Source organism: Soonwooa sp. (assembly GCF_032062245.1).
GTDB lineage: Bacteria > Bacteroidota > Bacteroidia > Flavobacteriales > Weeksellaceae > Soonwooa.
In genome coordinates this window covers 13844-37448 of the sequence record NZ_DAMBQF010000011.1, presented here as the reverse complement: position 1 = coordinate 37448, position 23605 = coordinate 13844, and the positions used below count along the sequence as shown (strand labels likewise).

General features: G+C 35.4%; 24 protein-coding genes. 8 read left to right on the top strand and 16 right to left on the bottom strand.

Going from position 1 to position 23605, the window contains the following annotated elements:
- Nucleotides 1-124 precede the first annotated feature (124 nt).
- Nucleotides 125-1798 carry a glutamine--tRNA ligase/YqeY domain fusion protein gene (locus tag RT037_RS07605; RefSeq protein WP_313029601.1) on the top strand — a complete coding sequence of 558 codons (1674 nt, stop codon included), beginning with the start codon at nt 125-127 and terminating at the stop codon, nt 1796-1798.
- A gap of 69 nt (nt 1799-1867) precedes the next feature.
- On the opposite strand, the gene RT037_RS07600 is transcribed toward RT037_RS07605, so the two are convergent.
- The 9 genes from RT037_RS07600 to RT037_RS07560 form a co-directional block, all read right to left on the bottom strand.
- Nucleotides 1868-2062, bottom strand: coding sequence for a hypothetical protein (locus RT037_RS07600; RefSeq protein ID WP_313029599.1), 195 nt, complete (start codon nt 2060-2062; stop codon nt 1868-1870).
- 11 nt (nt 2063-2073) lie between these two features.
- Nucleotides 2074-2676 (bottom strand): MarC family protein, encoded by a 603-nt coding sequence (locus RT037_RS07595; protein WP_312323258.1) that lies wholly within the window; start codon nt 2674-2676, stop codon nt 2074-2076.
- A 45-nt stretch (nt 2677-2721) separates the two neighbouring features.
- Entirely contained in the window at nt 2722-4491 is a 1770-nt protein-coding gene (locus RT037_RS07590; RefSeq protein WP_313029596.1) for a BatD family protein, read from the bottom strand.
- Nucleotides 4491-5237, bottom strand: a complete 747-nt coding sequence (locus RT037_RS07585) for a tetratricopeptide repeat protein (protein WP_313029595.1) — start codon at nt 5235-5237, stop codon at nt 4491-4493. Before RT037_RS07585 ends, RT037_RS07590 begins: the two co-directional genes overlap by 1 nt.
- Nucleotides 5238-5386: 149 nt before the next feature.
- On the bottom strand, nt 5387-6394 hold the full coding sequence (locus tag RT037_RS07580) for a VWA domain-containing protein (protein ID WP_313029592.1): 1008 nt from the start codon (nt 6392-6394) through the stop codon (nt 5387-5389).
- Nucleotides 6395-6398: 4 nt separating this feature from the next.
- Nucleotides 6399-7394 (bottom strand): VWA domain-containing protein, encoded by a 996-nt coding sequence (locus RT037_RS07575; RefSeq protein ID WP_312323187.1) that lies wholly within the window; start codon nt 7392-7394, stop codon nt 6399-6401.
- A gap of 22 nt (nt 7395-7416) precedes the next feature.
- Nucleotides 7417-8322: a hypothetical protein gene (locus RT037_RS07570; protein ID WP_409529548.1), complete on the bottom strand. Its 906-nt coding sequence runs from the start codon at nt 8320-8322 to the stop codon at nt 7417-7419.
- Between the two features lie 27 nt (nt 8323-8349).
- The gene (locus RT037_RS07565; RefSeq protein ID WP_313029589.1) at nt 8350-9213 is read right to left on the bottom strand and encodes a DUF58 domain-containing protein; all 864 of its coding nucleotides are present in this window, start codon (nt 9211-9213) and stop codon (nt 8350-8352) included.
- A gap of 61 nt (nt 9214-9274) precedes the next feature.
- Entirely contained in the window at nt 9275-10279 is a 1005-nt protein-coding gene (locus tag RT037_RS07560) for a MoxR family ATPase (RefSeq protein ID WP_313029587.1), read from the bottom strand.
- 265 nt (nt 10280-10544) lie between these two features.
- Between RT037_RS07560 and RT037_RS07555 the strand changes: the two genes are divergently transcribed.
- From RT037_RS07555 to RT037_RS07530, 6 genes are read left to right on the top strand one after another with little or no spacing between them, the layout of a single operon-like run.
- Complete coding sequence (locus tag RT037_RS07555) at nt 10545-11018, top strand: DinB family protein (protein WP_313029585.1); 474 nt, start codon at nt 10545-10547, stop codon at nt 11016-11018.
- A gap of 4 nt (nt 11019-11022) precedes the next feature.
- Nucleotides 11023-11481, top strand: a complete 459-nt coding sequence (locus RT037_RS07550; protein ID WP_313029584.1) for a hypothetical protein — start codon at nt 11023-11025, stop codon at nt 11479-11481.
- Nucleotides 11482-11499: 18 nt separating this feature from the next.
- Nucleotides 11500-12243: a 23S rRNA (guanosine(2251)-2'-O)-methyltransferase RlmB gene (rlmB, locus tag RT037_RS07545; RefSeq protein ID WP_313029583.1), complete on the top strand. Its 744-nt coding sequence runs from the start codon at nt 11500-11502 to the stop codon at nt 12241-12243.
- Nucleotides 12244-12276: 33 nt separating this feature from the next.
- The gene (locus RT037_RS07540) at nt 12277-13320 is read left to right on the top strand and encodes a DUF6263 family protein (protein WP_313029580.1); all 1044 of its coding nucleotides are present in this window, start codon (nt 12277-12279) and stop codon (nt 13318-13320) included.
- Nucleotides 13321-13380: 60 nt separating this feature from the next.
- Nucleotides 13381-13608: a hypothetical protein gene (locus RT037_RS07535; protein ID WP_313029576.1), complete on the top strand. Its 228-nt coding sequence runs from the start codon at nt 13381-13383 to the stop codon at nt 13606-13608.
- 26 nt (nt 13609-13634) lie between these two features.
- Nucleotides 13635-16163, top strand: a complete 2529-nt coding sequence (locus tag RT037_RS07530; protein ID WP_313029573.1) for a YfhO family protein — start codon at nt 13635-13637, stop codon at nt 16161-16163.
- Between the two features lie 189 nt (nt 16164-16352).
- Here the strand turns inward: RT037_RS07530 and RT037_RS07525 are convergent, their stop codons facing one another.
- The 5 genes from RT037_RS07525 to RT037_RS07505 all read right to left on the bottom strand — a co-directional run bounded on the left by RT037_RS07525 (nt 16353) and on the right by RT037_RS07505 (nt 22037).
- Nucleotides 16353-16508, bottom strand: coding sequence for a hypothetical protein (locus RT037_RS07525; RefSeq protein ID WP_313029570.1), 156 nt, complete (start codon nt 16506-16508; stop codon nt 16353-16355).
- Nucleotides 16509-16846: 338 nt separating this feature from the next.
- Entirely contained in the window at nt 16847-18418 is a 1572-nt protein-coding gene (gene rny, locus RT037_RS07520) for a ribonuclease Y (RefSeq protein WP_313029568.1), read from the bottom strand.
- Between the two features lie 232 nt (nt 18419-18650).
- The gene (locus RT037_RS07515; protein ID WP_079665886.1) at nt 18651-18938 is read right to left on the bottom strand and encodes a cell division protein ZapA; all 288 of its coding nucleotides are present in this window, start codon (nt 18936-18938) and stop codon (nt 18651-18653) included.
- Between the two features lie 3 nt (nt 18939-18941).
- Nucleotides 18942-19217: a hypothetical protein gene (locus RT037_RS07510; RefSeq protein ID WP_313029566.1), complete on the bottom strand. Its 276-nt coding sequence runs from the start codon at nt 19215-19217 to the stop codon at nt 18942-18944.
- 204 nt (nt 19218-19421) lie between these two features.
- Nucleotides 19422-22037 carry a BamA/TamA family outer membrane protein gene (locus RT037_RS07505; RefSeq protein WP_313029564.1) on the bottom strand — a complete coding sequence of 872 codons (2616 nt, stop codon included), beginning with the start codon at nt 22035-22037 and terminating at the stop codon, nt 19422-19424.
- Here RT037_RS07505 and RT037_RS07500 point away from each other — a divergent pair.
- Nucleotides 22023-22760: an RNA methyltransferase gene (locus RT037_RS07500; protein WP_313029561.1), complete on the top strand. Its 738-nt coding sequence runs from the start codon at nt 22023-22025 to the stop codon at nt 22758-22760. The two genes, RT037_RS07505 and RT037_RS07500, sit on opposite strands and share 15 nt — an antisense overlap.
- Before the next feature lie 13 nt (nt 22761-22773).
- Here the strand turns inward: RT037_RS07500 and RT037_RS07495 are convergent, their stop codons facing one another.
- Nucleotides 22774-23268 carry a phosphoribosyl-ATP pyrophosphatase gene (locus RT037_RS07495; protein WP_312324154.1) on the bottom strand — a complete coding sequence of 165 codons (495 nt, stop codon included), beginning with the start codon at nt 23266-23268 and terminating at the stop codon, nt 22774-22776.
- Nucleotides 23269-23270: 2 nt separating this feature from the next.
- Entirely contained in the window at nt 23271-23579 is a 309-nt protein-coding gene (locus tag RT037_RS07490) for a phage holin family protein (RefSeq protein WP_313029557.1), read from the bottom strand.
- Nucleotides 23580-23605 lie beyond the last annotated feature (26 nt).

Genomic DNA, 23605 nt, shown 5'->3' with positions numbered 1-23605 from the left:
ATAGATGTTAATTTAAAATTAAATCAGGAATTGGACTTTAAGCGATTCTAAATACAATCGAAGTATCGATATAGCAAGTTTTATCACTAAAAGTCTTAAATTTGCTTTCTCATTATACAACTTTATGGAAGAAGAAAAAAAATCACTTAACTTTTTAGAGCAAATTATTGAAGATGATTTGGCTAATGGTTTAGGAAAGGACAAGTTGAGATTCCGTTTTCCGCCAGAGCCTAATGGTTATCTTCATATTGGTCATACAAAAGCTATTTGTATCAATTTTGGTCTTGGATTGCGTTATGGAGCACCAGTTAATTTAAGATTTGATGACACCAACCCAGAGAAGGAGGAGCAAGAATTCGTAGATTCTATCAGAGAAGATGTGAAGTGGCTTGGATTTAACTGGGCAGAAGAGCGTTATGCTTCTGACTACTTCCAGCAATTGTATGATTGGGCTGTAACTTTGATCAAAGAAGGGAAAGCTTATGTTGATGAGCAATCATCAGAAGATATTACTGCGCAAAGAAAGACACCTTTCGAAGATGGTGTAGAATCACCTTATCGTAATCGTCCAATTGAAGAAAGTCTTGATCTTTTCGAGCGTATGAAGAATGGCGAATTCGAAGAAGGCGCGATGAGTCTTCGTGCAAAAATCGATATGAATTCTCCTAACATGAACATGCGCGATCCTGTTATGTATCGTATCCTAAAACGTGCGCATCACCGTACTGGAGATACTTGGAAGATCTATCCAATGTACGATTGGGCACATGGTGAAAGTGATTATCTAGAGCAAGTTTCGCATTCGTTATGTTCTTTAGAATTCGAAAATCACCGTCCACTTTACGAATGGTATTTGGATCAAGTATATGATACTTCTAAAGTTGCACCAAAACAACGTGAGTTTGCACGTATGAATGTGTCATACATGATTACATCAAAACGTAAATTACAAAGATTAGTAGCAGAAGGCGTTACCACTGGTTGGGATGATCCAAGAATGCCAACTATTTCTGGACTTCGTAGAAAAGGTTATACAGCAAATGCGATTCGTAACTTTATTGATAGAGTAGGTGTTGCAAAACGTGAAAACCTTATCGAAATTCAGTTGTTAGAATTCTTCGTTAGAGAAGATCTTAACAAAGTAGCAACCCGTGTTATGGCGGTTGTTGATCCTGTGAAATTGGTGATAGAAAACTATCCTGAAGATAAAGAAGAGTTTTTAGAAACTGAAAATAATCCTGAAGACGAAAACGCTGGAACACGTCAAGTGCCTTTCTCAAGAGAAATCTACATCGAGCGTGAAGATTTTATGGAAGAAGCACCAAAGAAATTCTTTAGATTAAGCCTAGGTAACGAAGTTCGTCTGAAAGCAGCTTACATCATCAAAGCGAATCGCGTGGAGAAAGATGCTGATGGTAACATCACAACAATCTTTGCAACTTACGACGAAGATAGCCGTTCTGGAAGCGGAACCGAAGCTAGTCAAAGAAAAGTAAAAGGTACTTTACATTGGGTTTCTGCAAAACATGCGTTACCAATTAAAGTGAATATCTACGATAGATTGTTTACGGTTGAGCAACCTGATGCGGAGAAAGATGTTGATTTCCTTAACTTTATCAATCCAGAATCTTTGAAGGTTCAAAATGGTTTTGGAGAGCCAAGTTTGAAAGATGCAACAACTGAAGATCATTTCCAGTTCCAAAGAATTGGTTACTTTATTAAAGATAAAACATCTACCGATGGGCAATTGGTGTTTAACAGAACGGTGACACTTAAAGACAGTTACAAACCGCAATAATTTGTGGATTAGATACAAGAAAAGCTTCTCAATTGAGAAGCTTTTTTATTTTAAGTTTAATTTTAAAAACTATTTTTTAACACCAACTTTTTGCCAAGTGCTCATAATGTAGATCACGATAATACCAATAAGTGAAGCTGCAATGGAGAAAATAAACTTAGAATTTTCTTCATCCAAAATGCCAACGCTCCAATTAATTCCGTAGATGTTAATACCGATAAATATCACAAATAAGGCTAAGAATATTTTATAAAACAGCTGCATAATATTATTTTTTAAAAATGTACGTAATTCTGAATAAGCTGTGCAAAGTTAGCAGTAAATAATTTAATAGAGATTGCTAAAAGGATAATTCCGAAAACTTTTTGTAAAATTTGTAGTGATCCTTCACCCATTTTCTTTTCGATCCAAGGTGCAATTCTCAAAACGATGTATACCAAAATCGTGTTAAGGATAATTCCTAAAATGATATTAATCTCGTGGAACTCTGCTTTTAGAGAAAGTGTTGTCGTCAATGTTCCTGCGCCTGCAACCAACGGGAAAGCAATTGGTACAATCGATGCGGCATTAGCTTGTGACGATTTTTGGATTTCGATGCCCAAGATCATTTCAAGAGCGATAATAAAGATGACAAAAGCACCAGCAATCGCGAACGAGTTGAGGTCAACGCCAATAAATCTTAGAATCTCTTTTCCGATAAACAAAAACGCAATCATGATAATTCCCGCAACAATAGAAGCTTTTTCGGCTTCTATCTTACCAAACTTTTGACGTAACGAAACGATAATTGGTACCGATCCGATGATGTCGATAACCGCAAACAAAACCATGAAACACGTAAAGGTTTCTTTCCAAGAGATATGTTCAAAAAAATTCACAGGTATATAAATTTAATTTTTCGCAAAATTATGAAATATTTTTGTTTAATTTTCAATTGCTGAAAAAACCTCTTTACTTTGTACCAAAATATAATCTAATTTTTCTCCGTTAATGATTGGCGAATACTTCTCAGTGTTAAGAGAGTCTTTTAGTAAAGTATATTTTTGGTATACATTTTCATTTGTCTGTTTTAAATGATGAGCGTATGGATGTCCAAATTTTTGATTTGATTTAGCATCAACCTCTGCTTCTAGATTTGCAAACTCAGTAAAAAATTCCGAATATTTTTTTTGAATTAATAGATTTTCAAGATAATTAAAGTGACTTGTCAAGTTAAGAGAAGATTTACTTCTTAATAAAGCTTCAGTCTCTTCGATTGTTGTAATCTTTGGTCTCGATTTCAGTTGCTCTTCTTTAATAATACTTGCTAATTTTTTCTTTTGATAACGATTTCTAACCAAATAGATTACCATTCCCATCGCGCCTATTAAAGCTAAATTTCCGAAAATAACTTGCCAGTTCATGCCTTTATTTTCGGATAGTTTTAATGTTTCTGTTTGCAAAACTGGCGTGTTAACTTTATCCAAAACAGTGTTGGTATATTCGTTAACTTTTTGCATTGTAGATTTAGCATTTTCTATTTCTAAAGATGTCATTGCACGTATTACAATTGACTTTTCGCCAAGGTCTTTATAAAGCTTTTTCTCAGGATTAAAGAAAGCCATTTTTTCGGTTTTAATGGCAATATTTCCTGCTTTTTTAGGGACAATAACATAATGCGCTTCGATGTCACCAACGATGCCTTCTTTCTCAACTTTTAGATTTTTCACCAACTTTGGAGGGAAAACATCATAGTCTTCCGTCGGAATAATTTTCGGCATATTATGCGCCGATAGATTTCCGCGACCGATAAGTTTTACAACAATATCAAGAGGTTTGTTAATTTCTATTGGTTGAGGTAGACTTTCGACATTTGTCATATCGATGCTGAAGTTACCAACAAAATTGTTGAAATCTTCTGGAGCGCCGGCTGGTAAATGTTTAACAGAGATATTGGTTCTGTTGGATGTAAGTCTTGTAGCACCCTGATCCACAATCTCTGCCGTAAAAGCAGGCACTTCTACAGACCCAGCTTCTTTTGGGAAAATAATATAAATACCAACAATTTGCGATAACAGACCAGATTTTGAATCTTGTTCAATATCAGAACGTGTTAAGCTGATTGGTTGCACTAGGATATTACCGCTCTTCGGCGTTTGTATATTTTTAACTTTTCTAAAATTATCGACGTCACGAGTAATTACTGACAAAGTTGCAACAACAGGTTGATTTTTATAGACTTCGTGATCGTCAAGTTTTACATTAAGGTAAGTTTGATTATTTTGGCTAGCAAGATTACGAGTGTTGTCTGGTATACGTTTAGAAACGTCTCTTACCAAAATGTCAAATGGCTCAGATTTGTACATTTTGCCATTGACCTTAACCAGAGCTGAACCAATTTTGATAGAACCAGATTGTTTTGGTTGTAGTAAAAATTGATAAACCATTTGGTTAACCCTAACTTTTCTAACAGGATCAATAATTGTATTTTGTTCAGAATTGTAATCTAAAACATCGAATCTTTGGAAGTCCGGAAGTTTGATTGGCGATTCTTGTACTTGGTCTTCACCACTTATTTCTACCGCAATCGTGAGGCTGATAACATCATTGGTAGTGGTTTCTTTAACATTGGTTTCGGACGAAATATAGACTTGACCATAACAAGTTATGGTCGAGAAAATACTTAAAACAAACGAAAACCAAATGTGCTTCATTACCAATCTTTCTCGTTGGACTGTGGGATAGAGTTTGCATCCTTGTTAAGGATTCGTCGTGCAGTTTCTTTCTCTCTGTCCTGTACTTTATTTAAAATAGCGTTTTCTATATCTTTCGGAATTTTGTTTCCGTTTTCTTTTGGTTCTTGCGTAGATTGTTTGTCGCCTGCACCTTCACCTTTTTCTTGTTGATCTTTAGATGATCCATTTGGCTGATTGCCTTTTTGGTCACCTTTGTTATTTTGTCCGCCTTGTTGTTTTTGATCTTGCTGATCGCCGCCTTTATTATCTTGGTTTTGATCTTTTTTCTTGTCTTTTTCTTTTTCTTTCAGCTTTGCAATCTCATAATTTTTACGAATGCTTTCGTTGTAAGGATCATTTTTTAAAGCTTTTTTATACATTTCAGCAGCTTGATCCATTTTCTCGGTTTGCATCATTGCATTACCAAGATTATATTGTGCTGCAGCTTTATCATTTTTATTCTTTGCATTCTGTTCCGCTTTTTGAAACTCAGCTTTAGCTTCTTCATACATTTTCTTTTTGTACAAAGCATTACCAAGGTTGTAATGTGCGTCGAAGTTTTTGTCGTCTAGTTTAGCGGCCTCCAGGAATTTGGAAGAAGAAGCATCATAGTTTTTTTTGTCGAATTGTCTATTGCCTTCATATACAAGTGTTTTGTAACCTTCCTGAGCCATACCAAATTGGCCAAGAATTATAAAAAACAAAAGACTGAGAATCAACTTCATATTCATAACTGCAAAATTATTTCTTTAATTGTTAAAAACCCATTCTTAAAACGTTAAAATGGGTTAAATATGCCGATAAATAGTATATTTTGGGAGAATTGTTAGTTTGCTATTTAGACTTGTTCTAGCTAAGAGGCGAAATACCGTTTTTAAATATTTAAATCTCGCTTTGGATTAAATAAATAAATGAGTAAAAACAGCGCAATCGAAACGCCTAAAAAGTATTGATAATAATGTTCTGCAGATTGAGAACTTATATATGAAGTGTTAGAATTTGTTGACTTTTTCAAAACATCAGAAAGTTTGGCAACCGCAGACTCTAAGTCGTTGCCATCGATATAACTTCCGTCTGTGCTGGATGCAAGATTTTTTAAAGCTTTTGTTTCCAATTTGGTCATGACGGTTTCACCCGACATATTGGTTTTGTAACCCATCAATTGTCCGTAGTAATATTCCGGAATTGGCGCACCTTGTTCGCCGCCAATACCAATTGTCGAAACGATAATGCCTTCTTGGTTAGCCAGTTTTATAGCTGCAGATTCATTTTCTTCATTGTTTTCGCCATCGCTGATCATTACAACTTTTCTCGCACCTTTTGGTATGGATTTGAATTTTTTAACCGCCATTTGCATCGCCTTCAAAAAGTCGGTGCCTTGTGTTTGTACAACGCTGGTTTCGATGCCCGTGATGTAAGATTCAGCAGCGTTATAATCGGTTGTTAAAGGCATAATCGAGTTAGCTTCACCCGCAAAAACAATAATCCCAACACGATCATTATTCATTTTCGGAAAACTATTAATGATAATATCTTTGCCTTGTTGTAGACGGCTCGGTTGGATGTCTTGCGCATTCATCGAGTTGGAAACGTCGAGCAAAAATATAACATTGTTCATTTTTTGCTGCGTTTTTATTTCTTGTTTACCTCCTAGAAGATCAATCATTGCAAAAATTAAAAATAAAATCGCCAAGAAAAATAAACCTGGAAATAGCTTCGAAAATCTACTTGTTTTAGCAAATAATTGATCTCTGAATTGAGCTTCTGCAAAAAGTTCGCGTTTCTTTTTTTTCCATTTAATAAAGCTAAACAGCAATAATCCAATCACTGGAAGTAAAAGGAAAAGTAGAACGTACCAATAATTATCTAAATAAAAATCCATCTGTCTAGCTCAATATTTTGTACAAAAACCATCTCAAAATAATATCGAACAATAAAATCCCTAAAGCAATCCAAAGGAAAATTCGGAAATATTCTTGATATTGATAAAGTTTTGAAGTTTTAATATCTGATTTTTCTAAACCATTAATGTCGTTATAAATCTCTTGTAGACTGTCATTCGAGGTTGCTCGGAAATATTTTCCGCCAGTTCGATTTGCAATTTCTTTTAGGAGATTTTCATCCAAATCAGTTTCTTTTTCAGTGAAAACAATATCGCCGAAAATATCTGTAGCTGTTGGGAAAAGCGCATAACCACGACTTCCGATACCAATGGTGTAGACTTTAATACCATTGTTTATAGCAAGTTCTGCCGCGATTTCTGGCGGTGTCGCATTCGTGACATTATTCTCGCCATCGGTCATCAAAATAATGATCTTGCTTTTCGCTTTCGACTCTTTTAAATGGTTAACAGCTACAACCAATCCTTCGCCAATCGCCGTTCCGGGCTGTAATTCGGTGGGACTAAGTTCGGATATTTCGTCATTAACAACTTGATGATCGGTCGTCATCGGGACTTTTGTATAAGCTTCGCCAGAATAAGCAACCAAACCAATACGGTCATTCGGACGTTGATTAACAAAGTTTTTAGCTATCTTTTTTAAAGCTTCAAGTCGGTCAGGATCTAAGTCTTTTGCTAACATACTTAACGAAACATCTACTGTTAGCATAATATCTAAGCCTTTGGTCTCGTCGCGGTCGTCGGTTATGGTGAAAGTCCGTGGACGTGCCATTGCAATAATCAAGGCTGACAAAATCAAATATTTTGAAAATCTTAAAAATGCCATAATCAATCCTAAACCACCTGCCGGACGCATCGCTTGCGTTGTTGGAACTTTGATGCCTTTCGGTTTTTTTCGTCCAAAATCTAGAATGATTAAGGGTACAAAAACCAAAAAAAGTAACAACAGCCAAGGGCTATAAAATTCAAAATTGAAATTCATTATTCTAAAGTCGCTTGCGCAGTTAGTTCATAGTTCTTAGTTGTTCGGCTTCCACATCTTTGGTAGAGCGTTGCACCATTGTTTTAATATCATTAAAATCTTTCTCCATCATGTCGCTATTTGGGATTGTTTTAGCGAATTTTACCAAGTCGCCACGTTGGAAAATATCTTCAATAATTTTTTCGTTTTGTTCCGAAATAATATTGCTAGTTTTCATATAATCGATAAGATCATCGGTTAGCAAAACATTGGCTGGGATTTTATATTGTTTGGTCAAAAACTCTCGTGTAATGTCGATTAACTCTACATAATACATTCTGTAATTGCCATTTTGGATGTAGTTTTTCTTTTTGAGACGGTCAAGATCTTTAAGCGTTTGGTTGGTCAACACTTTCGGACTGCCTTTTACTTTTCGTCCATATTTAATATAATAAACAATCAAGAAAATAATCCCAATAACGACCAAAGCCGCAAGAATATAGAATTTGTATAGCTCCCAATAATCTTTAATGCCAAGATCAACTTGTTTGTTTTTCATAATGTCGTTGATGACATCGTCTTTTTTTGCGGTGTTGATGACTTCGATTTCGTAAGGAATCGTCTTCTGAATTTGATCACCGATTTTAATGTCTAAAGCAGGAATTTTGAAAGTTCCTTCATCAAAAATTTGAAATTTTACAACTCGAAAATACTCGTTTTGCTGTTTCGAAATACTGTCGCTAACCACTTCAAAATGAAAAGGAAGCAATTCGTTTTTAGGTGCTACGACGACTTCTTTACCTTGTAGATTATCGATTTTTAATTTGTATTCGCCAACTTCTCCCAAAGCTAAAGTCGTGTTGCTAAGATTAGAGGAAAGCGTTTGTCCAAATAAAATTTGACTTAAAAAAGCTAAAATCGTGATATATGAAAACTTGAAATATTTCAAGGCCTAAAATTCTGTTTTGAGGTTAAACTATTTTTTCTGAAAATATTGATACAAAAATTTGCTATAATCTTCGTTGGTTGTCATGTTGATCAAGCTAGCAGCGCTGTTCTCAAATGATTCCTGCAAATGTCTGAATTTTTGTTTTTGATGTTCTGCAAACTCATACCGCCAGCGAGAATTGGAAGTGTTGACCCAAACGTCTTGTCCCGTTTCCGAATCCTGCAATAACGCATAACCGACATTTGGTATTTCTTGATCTTTCTGGTCATAAATTCTTAATCCTAAAAGCTGATGTTTTTTCGAAGCAACTGACAAAACACGTTGATCGAATTCATCTTGAAAATCGGAAAACAAAAACAAAAAAGATTTCCTTTTAAAAACGCCCATCATATAATTGAGCGCACCATCCAAATCGGATTTTGAGGGTACATAATCGGCGGTCAAAATATGACTTATAATTGAAAGAACATGTTTGCGACCTTTCTTTGGAGGGACCACTTTGTAAACTTTATCTGCGAAAAGGATTAATCCAACTTTATCATTATTACCAACTGCGGAAAAAGCAAGTGAAGCCGCAACTTCAGCAACAAAGTCACGCTTTAGTCCATGTTGCGTTCCGTAATCCATGGAAGCCGAAATGTCAACCATGATTATCATTGTCAACTCCCGTTCTTCTTCCATAACCTTGATAAAAGGCTCGCGGAAACGTGCCGTTTTATTCCAGTCGATTCGGCGGATATCATCACCAAATTGGTAAGGTCTAACCTCCGAAAACGTCATCCCTTGACCTTTGAAATTGCTGTGATATTGCCCCATAAGACTGGATTCCGTTTTCTTACGCGTACGGATTTCGATTTGTTTTACCTTTTTGACAATATCTTTTATTTCCATTGTTGTTAATATAGGAATGCTTAGTAAATCTTAATTCTAAAATCTAAGATTGTAAATTGAGTTAAGGAGCTTGTATTTTGGATAATATTCTGTCAACAATTTCGTCTTGTGATACTTCTTCGGCTTCCGCTTCGAAACTTAAACCAATACGATGTCTCAACACATCTTTTGCGATAGATTTAACATCTTCAGGAATTACAAAAGCTCTTCCTTTGATGAAAGCATTGGCGCGCGAAGCGATAGCAAGGTTGATACTTGCTCTTGGCGAAGCACCGAAATTGATAAGATTTTTAAGATCTGCTAAACCATATTTTTCTGGATAACGCGTTGCAAAAACCATGTCCAAAATATACTTTTCGATTTTCTCGTCAAGGTAGATTTGGTTGATTAATTTTTTAGCTTCCACAATTTGGTCTAAAGAAACAACTGGACGAATTGTCGGAATATCTTGAGTGGAAATCATACGCATGATTTTTCGCTCGTCTTCTAATTCGGGATAATCGACTTTACACTTTAGCATAAAACGGTCGGTTTGCGCTTCTGGTAAAAGATAAGTTCCTTCTTGATCGATTGGGTTTTGTGTTGCTAAAACTAAAAAAGGTTTTGGTAATTGCATCGTCTCATCGCCGATGGTTACTTGCTTTTCTTGCATCACTTCCAAAAGTGCTGATTGTACTTTTGCTGGCGCACGGTTAATCTCATCCGCCAAAACGAAATTCGCAAAAACAGGTCCTTTTTTTATCGAAAAATCATTTTCTTTAACATTATAAATCATCGTCCCAACAACATCTGCGGGTAACAAATCTGGCGTGAATTGTATTCTCGAGAATTGTCCATGTACCGCTTCGGCAAGTGTTTTTATCGCTAAAGTTTTTGCAAGTCCTGGCACACCTTCTAGAAGGACATGGCCATTGCCAAGTAATCCGATTAATAGACGGTCTACCATATATTCTTGCCCGATAATAGCGCGATTGATTTCTTGTTTTAGTAGGTTGAAAAAGTAATTTTGTTCTTTTACTTTTTCCATTAAATTTTTAATATCTTCTGATTGGTTCAGTTCTGACATAATTCGTTTAAATTATTCGGTAAAGGTCTCATAAATCCGAGCATTAGTCAACATAAGAAATGCCAATTATGAGTTAAATATTTGTTAAAAATATTTATTGCAAAAATCTTCGAGATTCTTGTAAAGATTTATGTTATAAAAGAATATTAAAAAAAAAGTGTTTTAAATGTTAAAATACAGGTCTAAATCCTTTGTTTTTAGATGCTTCTCATTTGTCACATTCGTATAATTGAAGTAATTTTGAAATTTAAAAAATTGACTTAAAATGAATTATCATTTTTCGGCGCATCGTCAGGTTAGAAAAAACCTTTTAGAAATATTACAAGACACGCCAAAGGAAGATTTATTATTGATCCCCGATGGTTTTAACAATAATATCTATTGGAATATTGCGCATTGCGTGGCAACACAGCAACTACTTCATTATTATTTGAGTGGTAATGCTTTCCGTATTGATAAATATTGGGTAGAGCAATATAAAAAGGGGACTTTTGCAAAGATGGATGTGGAAAACACAGAAATGGAAGATTTATCATTTCTTTTAATTGAAACTTCAAAAGTTTTGATGAAAGATTATGACGCTGAATTTTTCACAGATTACACCCCATATTCAACAAGTTTTGGTATTGATCTAAAAACAATTCAAGATGCGATTATATTTAACAACATGCACGAAAGTTTGCATTACGGTTATATTTTGGCGCAAAAACGTGCAGTTCTTGGTGAAAGATTAAGCTAAAACTATGAGGCCGATTCTTTACATTTTTACAATAGTTTTTATGATGCTGAGTAGTCAGTCATGGACGATTGTGAGTAAAAAAGAGAAGACGCCAGAACGTTTCAAATATTATCAAGCAGTTGGTAAAAAGAACGAAACGCTAGAAGTAATCTATTTAACTTGGCCGGATAAAAAACTTCCGAATTTTGTTAGATTGGAGGATTTTAAAAAGTATGTTGATAAAAATGAGTTGATAGAACATTGCTTTTACGTAGACTCCAAAAAGAAACTAGGGCCAGATTTTTCGGAAGACGTTCGAGACAAATTTGTGAAGAAAACTCCTGTTAAACTTAAAGGGAAATTCTTTGTAACAAAACAGTTCGATGACAACTTTCCGACGAGAGATTTTGAAGAATTACGCCGAGTGAAAGAACTCGGATTCAATACAGAAAATGACGAATACAAAGTGTTTGTTATTGATTAAAAAACTATTTATTATTAAATGAAAGACGATTTTATATTTGGGCTAAGGCCAGTGATAGAAGCCATCGAAGCGGGCAAAACGATTGATAAAGTTTTTGTACAAAATGCTTTGCAAGGTCCAATTTATGCAGAACTAAAAATCTTATTAGCGAAGCATAAAATTCGTCCTAATTATGTCCCAATAGAGAAGCTGAACCGTTTTACTAGAAAAAACCACCAAGGTGTTGTAGCTTTTATTTCGGATGTTCCTTTTCATAGTATCGAAGATGTTTTACCTCAAATTTTTGAAGAGGGAAGAGTACCATTTATTTTGATTTTGGACAGATTAACTGACGTTAGAAATTTTGGCGCCATCTGTAGAACAGCAGAATGTGTGGGCGTTGATGCGGTTGTAATCCCTGAGAAAGGTGCAGCTCCAATTAACTCTGATGCTATCAAAACTTCGGCTGGTGCGATCTATAATATTAAAATTTGTAAAGAAAAAAATCTGGCGCATACCGTTGATTATCTGCAACAAAGCGGTGTAGCAGTATTTGCAGCAACAGAAAAGGCTCAGAAATTGCTCTATGATGTGGACTTTACAGAACCTTGCGCAATTGTAATGGGTAACGAAGAAACAGGAATTTCGAAAGAAGTTCTGCATCATAGCGATGAAAAAATAAAACTTCCTATCGAAGGTAAAACACAGTCGCTTAATGTTTCAGTGGCTTGTGGTGCGATGTTGTACGAAGCGATGAGACAGAAATTAACAAAAACATTATAAACACGAACTTTATTTAGTTCAAAAAATAAATTGATGAAAAAGATATTAGGAATAGCTTTGTTTACAGTTGCACTAGTAGCTTGTAAAAAAGAAAATACTAAAACAATTACTAAAGTTAATCCAGAAACAGGAAAAACTGAAACTGTAACGGTGGAAGTGCCCGCAGAGGAGGAAATCAAAGCAGCAATTGTCGATAGTGCTGGGATTTTTAAACAAAAATTCTATTTAGAAACAGGAAAAACTTATCCGTTAATAGCATACCAAAGAGACATCCAAAATGTGTCAACACCAGATGGTAAAGCAGTTTCTGGTACATCAGAATCTACAGACGAGATGACAATTACGGTTAACGATTTTAAAGATAATGTTTATGATCTTTCGGTTAATCTTGTTGCTAAAAGAAATAGTACAAGTGCTAACGGAAAAACGGTTGTGTCGGATACTAAAGCTGCTGCCCCAAAAGAGGAGCAACTAAAAGGGATGTACACGATTAACAAAGCGATTACAGGGAATAAACTGGCAATGAAAATGGATGTTAACGGAAAAATAATTTCGGTGACAGGTTTTGATCCAATTTATACTAAAATTTCGACAGCTTTGTCTGGTCTCGTTAAAGATGCAAAACAACGTACTGAGATTGTTGGCAATTTCAAAAAAGGATTTAACGAAGCAACTATTAAAGAACAATTTGAGAAGAATCTTAAAATAATCCCATCAAAAGGTGTCAAAATAGGAGAGAAGTGGACGGCTTCGGAAGATATTATCCCAGGTGGTGATTTGAAACTAACATCAACTTACGCTTTAACAAAAGTTGAAGGCGGTAAGGCGGAGATTTCGGTTAATGGAAGTATCCCAACAAAATCGGACAAACAGTCTAAAGAAGGTATTACACATACGATGTCTTTGGGCGGTTCGCAAACAGGAAAAATTATTTTTGATAGTAATACGGGTTGGATTTTGCATCAGAATATCAGCATTAAAACCAATCAAAAGGAATCGATCTCTGACGGTAAGAAAAGTCAAAGCATGTCGCAGGCTTCTACATCGTCAATTATCATTAATCCTTCATATAAGTAAGTTTGACCAAGCTTAGGCTTGGTCTTTTTTAGTAAAGTTAAATATGTATTTTTTAATATTATGAAGTTTGTAATAGAATTGGTTTTAGGAACCATTATATTTTTCTTTGTATGGAATATTTTAAAAAGGATTTTTTTTAATTCGTTTTACAAAAATTTTCCAACGCTCAATCCTCGTAATCAACAGCAAAGTCAGCAGTCGAATCGCGAAGAGAAAAAGCTAAAAGAAAAAGTAAACTGGGACGCCGAAACCGTAGATTTTGAAGAAGTAAAAGAAGAAAAGAAATAAAAACAACGACCAATTTCAAATTATATATGAAAAATAAGAATTTGATTTTTGCGGCGGTTAGTCTCGTCATTTTTGTGCTAATTGCTGTATTGTACGCCAACCCAATAATGTCAGGCAAGGAGATGATTCAGCCTGATATTGTGCATTATAAAGGAGGTGCTAAAGAATTATTGGACTATCGCGCTGAGCATGGACAAGAAACCTATTGGAGTGATGCGATGTTTGGGGGGATGCCAACTTATCAAACCGGAGCGCAGTTCCGTGGAGACGTCATCAAAAAGTTAGACGATGTTTTTATGTTTTTGCCAAAGCCAGCCAACTATATATTTTTGCTGTTTGCAGGCTTTTTCTTTCTAGGAATTGTGGCAACACGCAACTGGAAGTATGCACTTTTGGGAGCAACGTTCTTCGGATTGTCAACCTATTTTTATATTATTATTGCGGCTGGGCATAACGGTAAAGTCCACACCATCGCTTATTTCGCACCTCTTTTGGCAGGAATATTATTAGTCTATGTTCGCAAAAAATATTTGCTAGGCTTTATTGTGACGTCCATTTTTATGGGCTTACAAGTCAGTGCGAATCACCCACAAATGACCTATTATTTATTCTTGGCTTTAGGATTTTTGTTCCTTTCGGAATTGGTGAGAGCGTACCAACATAAAATTACGTGGAAGCATTTTGGGATTTCTTCCGGAGTTTTAGCTTTGGCGTTTGTGTTAGGTGTTGGGATGAATTCTCAACGTATCATGGCGAATGCTGAATACGTAAAAGAAACTGTTAGAGGAAAACAAATCTTAGATTCTGACAGACATACTTCTGGAAAATCTGGAATGGATCGCGAAAGCATCACAGCTTGGAGTTATGGTAAATTAGAAACCTTGAACTTATTTATCCCAAGACTAATGGGAGGTGCAAGTCAAGAAGAAGGCTCTGACAAGGTGATGGCTTACATCCAAGAATGGTATCAATCTAACGTGACAAGCGAAGCACAACATAATCAATTTATGAAAGGTTTTGTAAGTCCAACTTATTGGGGCGACCAACCAGGAACTTCTGGTCCCGCATATCAAGGGGCAGTTGTCTGTTTCTTAGCATTACTAGGTTTTTTCTTCGCTTGGAAAAAGTATAGATATTGGATTTTTGGCGCTTCCGTTTTAACAATTCTATTAGCTTGGGGAAGTAATTTTGGATTCTTGACAGATTTATTTATCGATTATGTTCCGATGTATAATAAATTCCGTGCACCGTCTTCGATATTAGTCGTTGTCGAATTATTGTTTCCGTTAATTGCAATTGTTGGTTTGTATCGATTCTTCACCGATGAAAAACTAACTGACGAATACAAACAAAAAGTCTTAATGTATACGACTGGAGGCGTTTTGGGCGTAACTTTAATTTTGTTATTTGCAGGTAAGGCAATTTTAGGATTTCATACCGATAATGAAAAAGTATATTTACAACCAGATTTATTAAGTTATTTGGTTGACGAACGTTTCAAAATGTTCCAAACGGATGCGCTTAAAGCCATGCTTTATGTTGCTATAACAGCTGGAGCAATGTATTTAAGTTTCAAAAAGAAATTGGCGGTTAATGTCACTTTAATTATTATTGGTTTAGTAAGTTTCTTCGACTTGTGGACGGTTAACAAACGTTATCTGAATGACGGAAACTTCGCTGATAAGACATTTGCTCAAAATCCTTTCCAAACCGAAAATTCGGAATATCTAATGGATAAAGCTGGGGATAATCCTTACATCCAAGGACTTCTTCAACAAGATAAAGTCAATAAAGTTTTAGAAACAATTGCAGCAAAAGATCAATCACATTTCAGAATTTTTAATACAACTTTAGGGACGTTTAGCGAAACCAATACATCGTATTTCAAATCTTCTGTTGGCGGTTATCACGCGGTTAAATTAAGACGCTACGATGATTTGATCAATGCTTATTTTTATCAAACAGATAGCATCAGAATGCCGCGCGTTCTTAATATGCTGAATGCAAAATACTTTGTTGGTGGTGACCAAAATCAACCAATCAGTTATCCAAATCCAGATGCGAATGGTAACGCTTGGTTTGTGTCGGACATCAAAGTTGCGAATTCTCCAAACGAAGAATTAAAATCGATTGGCGATATCGATACCAAAAAGATTGCAATCATCGGAAAAGAAGATCAGTCTTATCTTAGCGGGAAAAATTTACAAGCAGATTCTACGGCTTTTATCCAGTTAAAAACTTATGAAGCCAACGCTTTAGAGTTTGAAGCTCAGACCAAAACACCTCAGTTGGCGGTTTTCTCAGAAGTCTATTATCCGCATGGTTGGAAGGTGATGATCGACGGGACCGAGGTCCCATACATCAAAGCTAATTACCTTCTGAGAGCGGTTTATGTTCCCGCGGGCAAGCACCAAATCAGCATGAAATTCGAGCCAGAAGTCATCGAAAAAGGCAAAATGTTCTCGTATGCGAGTGTTGGCATTTTTGCGATTCTGAGTTTGTTAGGTATTGGATGGTTTTATAAGAACAAAAAATCTCAAAATGTAGTTGAGTAATCAACTATAAAAACATAAAATAAGGAGCTGTTTCTTCGGAAGCAGCTTTTTTATTTGGGCACCATTTCCGGCTGTCACTAGTCGCTGCGCTGCGCCACCACATTTGCCCGCGCCTGCGGCGCGAGCTCCAACATGCCGTTCCATCCGGGGCGCGATTTGTGACCATTATTTTGTATTTTTAAATGTTATTTAATCTTTGACTATATCTTTTGGGATAGTAATTTTTATTTCCAAATTTGGATTATCTTTTATTTTATCAACAAGTTCTAAAAACTCTGAATAAACTTCAATTGTTCTTTTTTCCTCAGCAAATTTTAGTAATTCTAAAAACTCTATCGTTATCATAAAATATGATTGTTATTTCTGAAATACAAAAAATATCTTTTAAAAGCAATATTTGTTTAGTATTATGTTTTTTGAATTATTACTGGAAAACTAAGGTCTTATGTAATTTAATCATAGAAAAAATCCTTTCGATCGATAGGATTTTTTGTTTTGTAATTATTTTTGGGGGTTAGTAGTCGCGGCCGGGATAGTAAGGGCGCGACCGCAGGGAGTGGTCTGAAGAAAAGCATGGCAAAAGCTTTGGCTTCTGAAGACGAAACCCCTGAATAGCCCGAGATGCCGCCCAAATAAAAAAGCTAAGTCTTACGACCTAGCTTTTAATGTATATTTTGATAAAACTATCTTGCGATGTTAACCGCTCTCGTTTCTCGAATCACCGTAACTCTCACTTGACCTGGATAAGTCAATTCGTTTTGGATTTTCTCCGAGATATCGTAAGATAATTGATGCGCCACTTCGTCATTGACTTTTGCACTTTCCACCATCACACGAAGCTCTCTACCAGCTTGGATCGCATAAGCGCTAGACACACCGTCAAAGCTAAGTGCTGCAGCTTCTAGATCTTTCAGTCTTTGGATATAAGATTCTAAAACTTGGCGTCTTGCACCAGGTCTTGCTCCAGAAATAGCATCCGCAACTTGGATAATCGGCGATAGAAGAGATGTCATTTCGATCTCGTCGTGGTGCGCTCCGATGGCGTTGATAACCTCTGCGTTTTCACCAAATTTTTCTGCCCATTGCATACCCAATAATGCGTGAGGAAGTTCTGATTCTTGCTCAGGAACTTTTCCGATATCGTGTAATAGACCAGCTCTTTTGGCTAGTTTGACATTAAGACCAAGTTCGGCAGCCATTGTTGCTGCAATGTTTGCAACCTCACGAGAGTGTTGAAGCAAGTTCTGTCCGTAAGAAGAACGGAACTTCATACGTCCAACGATTTTTACCAACTCTGGGTGAAGCCCGTGGATACCAAGATCGATGATGGTTCTTTTACCAACTTCGATGATCTCTTCTTCGATTTGTTTTTGCGTTTTTTGTACCACTTCTTCGATACGAGCAGGGTGGATTCTGCCGTCAGTTACCAATCTGTGAAGTGAAAGTCTTGCAACTTCTCTTCTTACAGGATCGAAACATGATAATAGAATCGCTTCTGGCGTGTCATCAACGATAATCTCAACACCTGTCGCAGCTTCTAGCGCACGGATGTTACGACCTTCGCGTCCGATGATTCTACCTTTAATTTCGTCCGATTCGATGTTGAATACAGAAACTGAATTTTCGATAGCTTGCTCGGTTCCGATTCTTTGGATCGTCTGGATAACGATTTTCTTAGCTTCAGTTTTGGCATTAAGCTGCGCTTCTTCCATAATGTTTTGGACGTAAGCTTGTGCTCTTGTTTTAGCCTCAGCACGCATGGCTTCTACCAATTCTTCTTTAGCTTCTTCTGCTGTATAGTTAGATATTTTTTCTAACATTTCAACTTTTTGAGCTGTTGCAGCGTCTAACTCTTGTTGTTTACGTTCTACGATTTCTTGCTTTTTCGAGTAGTCAGCAAGTTGTTTTTCAAGGTCTTTTTCTTGACGACCAACTTTGCTAAGTTCTTCGTTTAGTTTGTGTTCTTTATCCTTGATTCTTTTCTCAATCTCTTGCATTTTCTTTTCGCGAGATTGGATGTTAGAGTCGTGCTCCGATTTTAGTTCCAAGAATTTTTCTTTGGCTTGTAGGTGTTTTTCTTTTTTAATAGTTTCAGCCTGTGTGTTAGCTTTTTCTATGATAGTTTCGGCACTTTTTTTGGCATCTTCTAGGATGAATTTTCCTTTAGAATTTAGTGAGCTTTTAGAATACATAATTCCTAAAACCGCACCTATGACCAAAGCAACTATACCGATAGTAATGTAGGTTGCAATCATAATTTATAGTGAGTTATTTAATTTATTTTTAAATTTTTAAACATAAAAAAACCTACAACAATCCATTATTAAGAGTAAACTCCTAATCAACACGATTTGAACTGTTTTTCATTATCTGTAATCTGCGACAAGGCAGCGCGCCATCTAATGAACATTCGTTCGGCAATTGTTTAGCGTTGAGTTTACCTGCTGTGTTAGAATTATTGTAGGCAGCTTGTATATTTGGAAGATTTTAGTCCTCCAATTCTTCCAATAACTGGTTGATTTTTGTCAAACGGTCATTGGTATTTGTTAAATTCTTTTCATTATTGTTTAAGTGCACTTCGGCGTTGGTTCCTAATTTTAATGCGCACATGGCTAAAGCATCTTGCTTGTCGCGCACATCAAAATTCGCCTCAAATTCCTTAATCATCGTTTCAATTTGTTTCCCGACTTTACGTAGGGTTTCTTCTTCGGCAGCGGGGACGTTAAGAGGATAGACTCTTCCAGCTATGTTGATGGTAATTCTTCTAATATCCATATCTTATAATCCACTGTTTCGTAACTCTGCAATACAAAAATCTACCTCTTTTATCAATTTATTTAGGTGATTTTTCATCAATTTATTATGATCTGCATTTCCGCTTATAGCTGAATAAAGTTTTAAATCTTTTTGCTCTTCTTCTAAAACTCGATTTCTTTTTTTCTCTTCATCAAATTCCTCCTGCAATTGCTTATAGTCCTTAGAAAGCTCAACATATTTGTTTAATAAACTGATATGTGTCTTGTGCAACTTAGCGATTTTCTTTTCTAATTGCACGAAATTATTTTCTAATTCTGATAGCATCGAGTTTGATAAATTCTAACTATTACAAAAGTATAAAAAAACTTAACAAAAAGAAAGATTTTTAGCTTTTATTTAATGTTTTTAATAAGAGTTTTAATTGCTTGTTAATTAATTATTTAGTGTTGTAATTTCTTTAAAAACCTAAAACTTTCACCAATTGACGAAAGTTTTACATTGTTAAAATGGATATCCAAATGCAAAATTGAGAGTTGGTCGGAGAAGCTTATTTTTCATCATCACCCAACGCTCGCCAACCGGTTGGTTGGGATCGTACATTTTGTAAGCCAAATCTAATCTGAACTTAATGTAAGCAACGTTTAATCTAAGTCCAAATCCGCTACCAACACCCATTTGACTTATGAATTTACTGAACTTAAACTGATCTCCAAATCCATTATCTTTTAATCCCCAGATGTTACCAGCATCTGTAAAAAGTGCGGCTTCGAACATCTTATTAATCGGTAATCGGTATTCGATGCTTGTCGTCAATTTAACATTGTCCATCGCATAAGATCTTACGCGTTCGTCAAGTTGCGAATCTGCTGGGCCAAGACCTCCAAAAGCGACCCATGCTCTAATGTCATTGGATCCACCATTGAAATAGGAACGGATAAATGGCATGTTGTTAGAGTTGCCATATGGGAAGCCAATCCCAATAAATTGTCGAATGGCTAACGTGTGAGGTTGCGCTTTATCTTGGAAAAATGTGAAGTATTTTCTAAAATCAAAATCAAATTTTACAAACTGAGAATATGGGATTTTAAAAATTGTTTTAGTATCATTTCCGATGACGCCATCTTGCGTTGTTGTTTTAGTAAAAAGTCCAAGTACATTACCTGCAACTTCAAATTTTCCATTAAAATAGAATGGATTTTTGTAAGCTTTTTGACCAATTTCGTTATACATGAAGTTGTAAATAAGCGAAGAGATGACAGCGTCTTGCGTCTGTCTGTCTTTGTTGGCAAGCGATTGTCGATAAGAGTTAAATGTGTCAGTCTGCGTTTGGTCTAATCCATTTTGGAACATATTATCACGAATAATAATTCTAGAAACATCATCAATACCAATTTGACCATTGTTGTATTGTGTTGCGATATTAGGATGTTCCACAAAATACCAATCGAAAACTTGTTGCCTAATATCGTTGTCTGCTAAGAATAGTTGGTAGTAGTTTTCTTTGTTTTGCGTAAAACTGAATTGGGTATTAAATAAAGTCAACTTATGCGAAACAACATCATTAACATTGGCATAATAGCTAAGACCAGTATTAAAATTGATACGTCCTAATCCAATATTATTTTGGATTGCTGCGCCTAAAAATATACTTGATGTTGGTGAGTATCTTTTTGGGATTACTTTCCAATAACGTTTGAAAGGCACCCACAATCGAGGAATTTGCAACGACGCTTGTGTTGACAATTCGTAAGCATTAAATAATGCCTTATCTTTTTTCGGATCTTTTGTTGTACCAATAATACCGGAAAAACTAATGTTTAAGTTTTCTGCACCTTTAAAAACATTACGAGAGGTTAATTCTAAAGATGGAGAAAAACCAAAGTTTAAAATTTCAGAATAGTGTAAATCCATTCCGACTTTAAAATCATATTTTGGCATCGGCTTTAGAATATATCGAACATCAATTAAGCTATCGTTTTGCTTATTTGTGCCTTCATTACGTAGACCATCAATGGCTTGTAGAATCGTAAAGTTATTCATAGCCATTAGGTTACGTTTGGTTACATCAAAATCACGTTGCTGATAATTATCGCCAGGTTTGTATATGATTGGAAGCCAAAGCGATTGGAGTTTGTAAGATGTCGTGTCAGCTCTATAAATATTGATGCCACGCAAGCTGTCTTTATGAATACTTTTTTCTTCGTATTCTTTAATGTTGTCGACAACAGCAATGTCTATGTTGCCAATTTTAGGTTTAATAAATCCACCATCCAACGTGTCTTTGTGGATATCCATTGTCACAGGCACATCTTTGCGACTAGAAAGTGTATCAGCTGTAAAATAAATTTGTTCTCCAGACGCATTGAATTTATAATAACCTTCGTCCTTCATCAATTGCGTGATGCGTTTTACTTCATCTTCAAGAACGGTTTGATCGAGAATATTTCCTTTTTTAATAAGACTTTTTTTAATGTCTCTTTCGTAAATGTTTCTAACGCCCGAATCGGTGATATTGTAATAATAATCTTTAATAAAAGTCGGATCTCTGTGGATGATGTTATATTTAACCTCCGCTTTTTTAGCAGCCGAATCTCTTTTTACAGAGTGTGTAACTTCAGAATCCCAATAACCTTTGTAGACTAAGAAGTTTTGGATATTCTCAACACTAGCTTTAGTTTTACCATCGCTATAGATAACTGGTTTTTCGCCAACTGTGTGCCAAAATCTGTTCCAAAATAGATTTCTGCCAACATACTCTGGATGATTATATTTTATGAAAAGAGAATCACGAAGTTTTTGATTTCTCATTTCATTAGGATAAGTCATATACTCGTTAAGAATACTGTCGTATTTAGGATTGGCCGCATTGTAGGCAAGAAGACCTAAAGGAAACAAGAAAAAAGTTTTCTTATTAGGTTTTTGTGCTGCAAAAGTTGGAATTTTATCACTTAGGATTTTCCCATCTTGGTATTTGAATTCATTTTTGGTCAACAAGTATTCGCCGTCTGGGACCTTCTTTGTTGTGCTACATGCATACAGCAATAACAACATCAGACTTGCTGATAAACAAAATATATAATACTTTTGGGAATATTTTCGAAAATGCTTACTTCTCATAAAATAAAAATAATACAATCTCTCGACAAAAAGAAATTTAGACAAAAATACAATTTGTTTTTGGTTGAGAGTAACAAGATTATTAAAGAACTTGCGAATTCTCGTGTTAAAATTTTAGAAATTTATTCTACAAAGCCTGAAGAATTGAAAAGTTTATTCAAAAATGTCGATATTTTTGAAATTAATGAAAGAGAACTTAGGAGGATAAGTTTTTTACAAAACCCTAAAGACTCCATAGCGGTCTGCTTACTAGAAACTGCAAAAATCGACGATTCTAAAGACCGACAAATAATATTAGATGGTGTCCAAGATCCTGGAAATTTGGGCACAATTATCCGATTGGCGGATTGGTTTGGTATCGAACAAATCGTTTGTAGTCAAGATACTGTGGATCTTCATAACCCGAAAGTTTTGATGTCAACCATGGGTTCTTTCACTAGAGTTAACGTGTGTTATGTGGAGTTGGAAGATTATCTTAAAACCTATCAATATCCAATTATCGGGACCGATATGCAGGGTGAAAGTATCTATAAAAAAAAATTCCCATCAAAATTTAGTTTGGTACTAGGTAATGAAGGGAATGGTATGCGTCCTAATGTTGAACAATTACTGACTGATATTGTCACCATCCCAAGATTCGGCAAGCAACAATCTACCGAAAGTCTTAATGTATCGATGGCGACAGGAATTATTCTCGGTCAAATATTTTCGCAGCAAGTTTAAATTTAATTTAAAACTAAATCAATTTTTCAAGGCTAGAAGTGGTTTTGTGACGTTGATAATCTTCTAGTTTCTCTCTAATAAATTTAAGAGCGAAAGGCGCAACGTAGACCAAAGCTAGACCAATTATTTTTTTATTCCAGTTAGAGTTATTAAGATTTTTGCGGGCATAATTACCAACTAGAGTTACAGCTCCTAGACGAACTGCAGTTTCCAAAAGTCCAGAATCTACGGTATTGTTGGCTAATCCTACTAAACTTTTTGGGGAAGTTGTTTCTCGAATACCTTCCGATACTTCGCGCATAATGTTTTTGGTATTGAGGCTAAGCGTTTGGTTGCCTTCATCATCTTCGGACTCCTTCAGATATTTATCTGTAATGCCGTTAGTCAGCACGCTCAAACTTTCTTTTTTGTTTTTAAAAGTTAAAAGCTCTTCCATGTTTTTGATATCATCTCTTAGAAGTGCCTTTTTTCTTCTCAACTCATCTAGATTATTGTATTGGTGTGACATAATTAACGGTTTAAAAAGTTAAGTACATTATTAGCAACGCTTTTTATGATTTTTTTTCTCATAATAAGCACGATAATCATAATAAAAAGATAGAATCCTGCAACGATTAAAAATCCGTACGAAAAATTATCTAATGCTTGCCCAATAAGGAATGCAATTCCAAAATTAAATAAAATAATAAAGAACGCAAATACAATAACCATCGTCATAATAAAGGTGATAATACCTGTTGACAAGGACGATTTTTCTACCAACTCAAGCCTTGCAAGGTCGATTCTTTTATTAATATATTCCTTAAGTAGATCTATCATAATAGATGTTTTAGTAAAGTTACAAA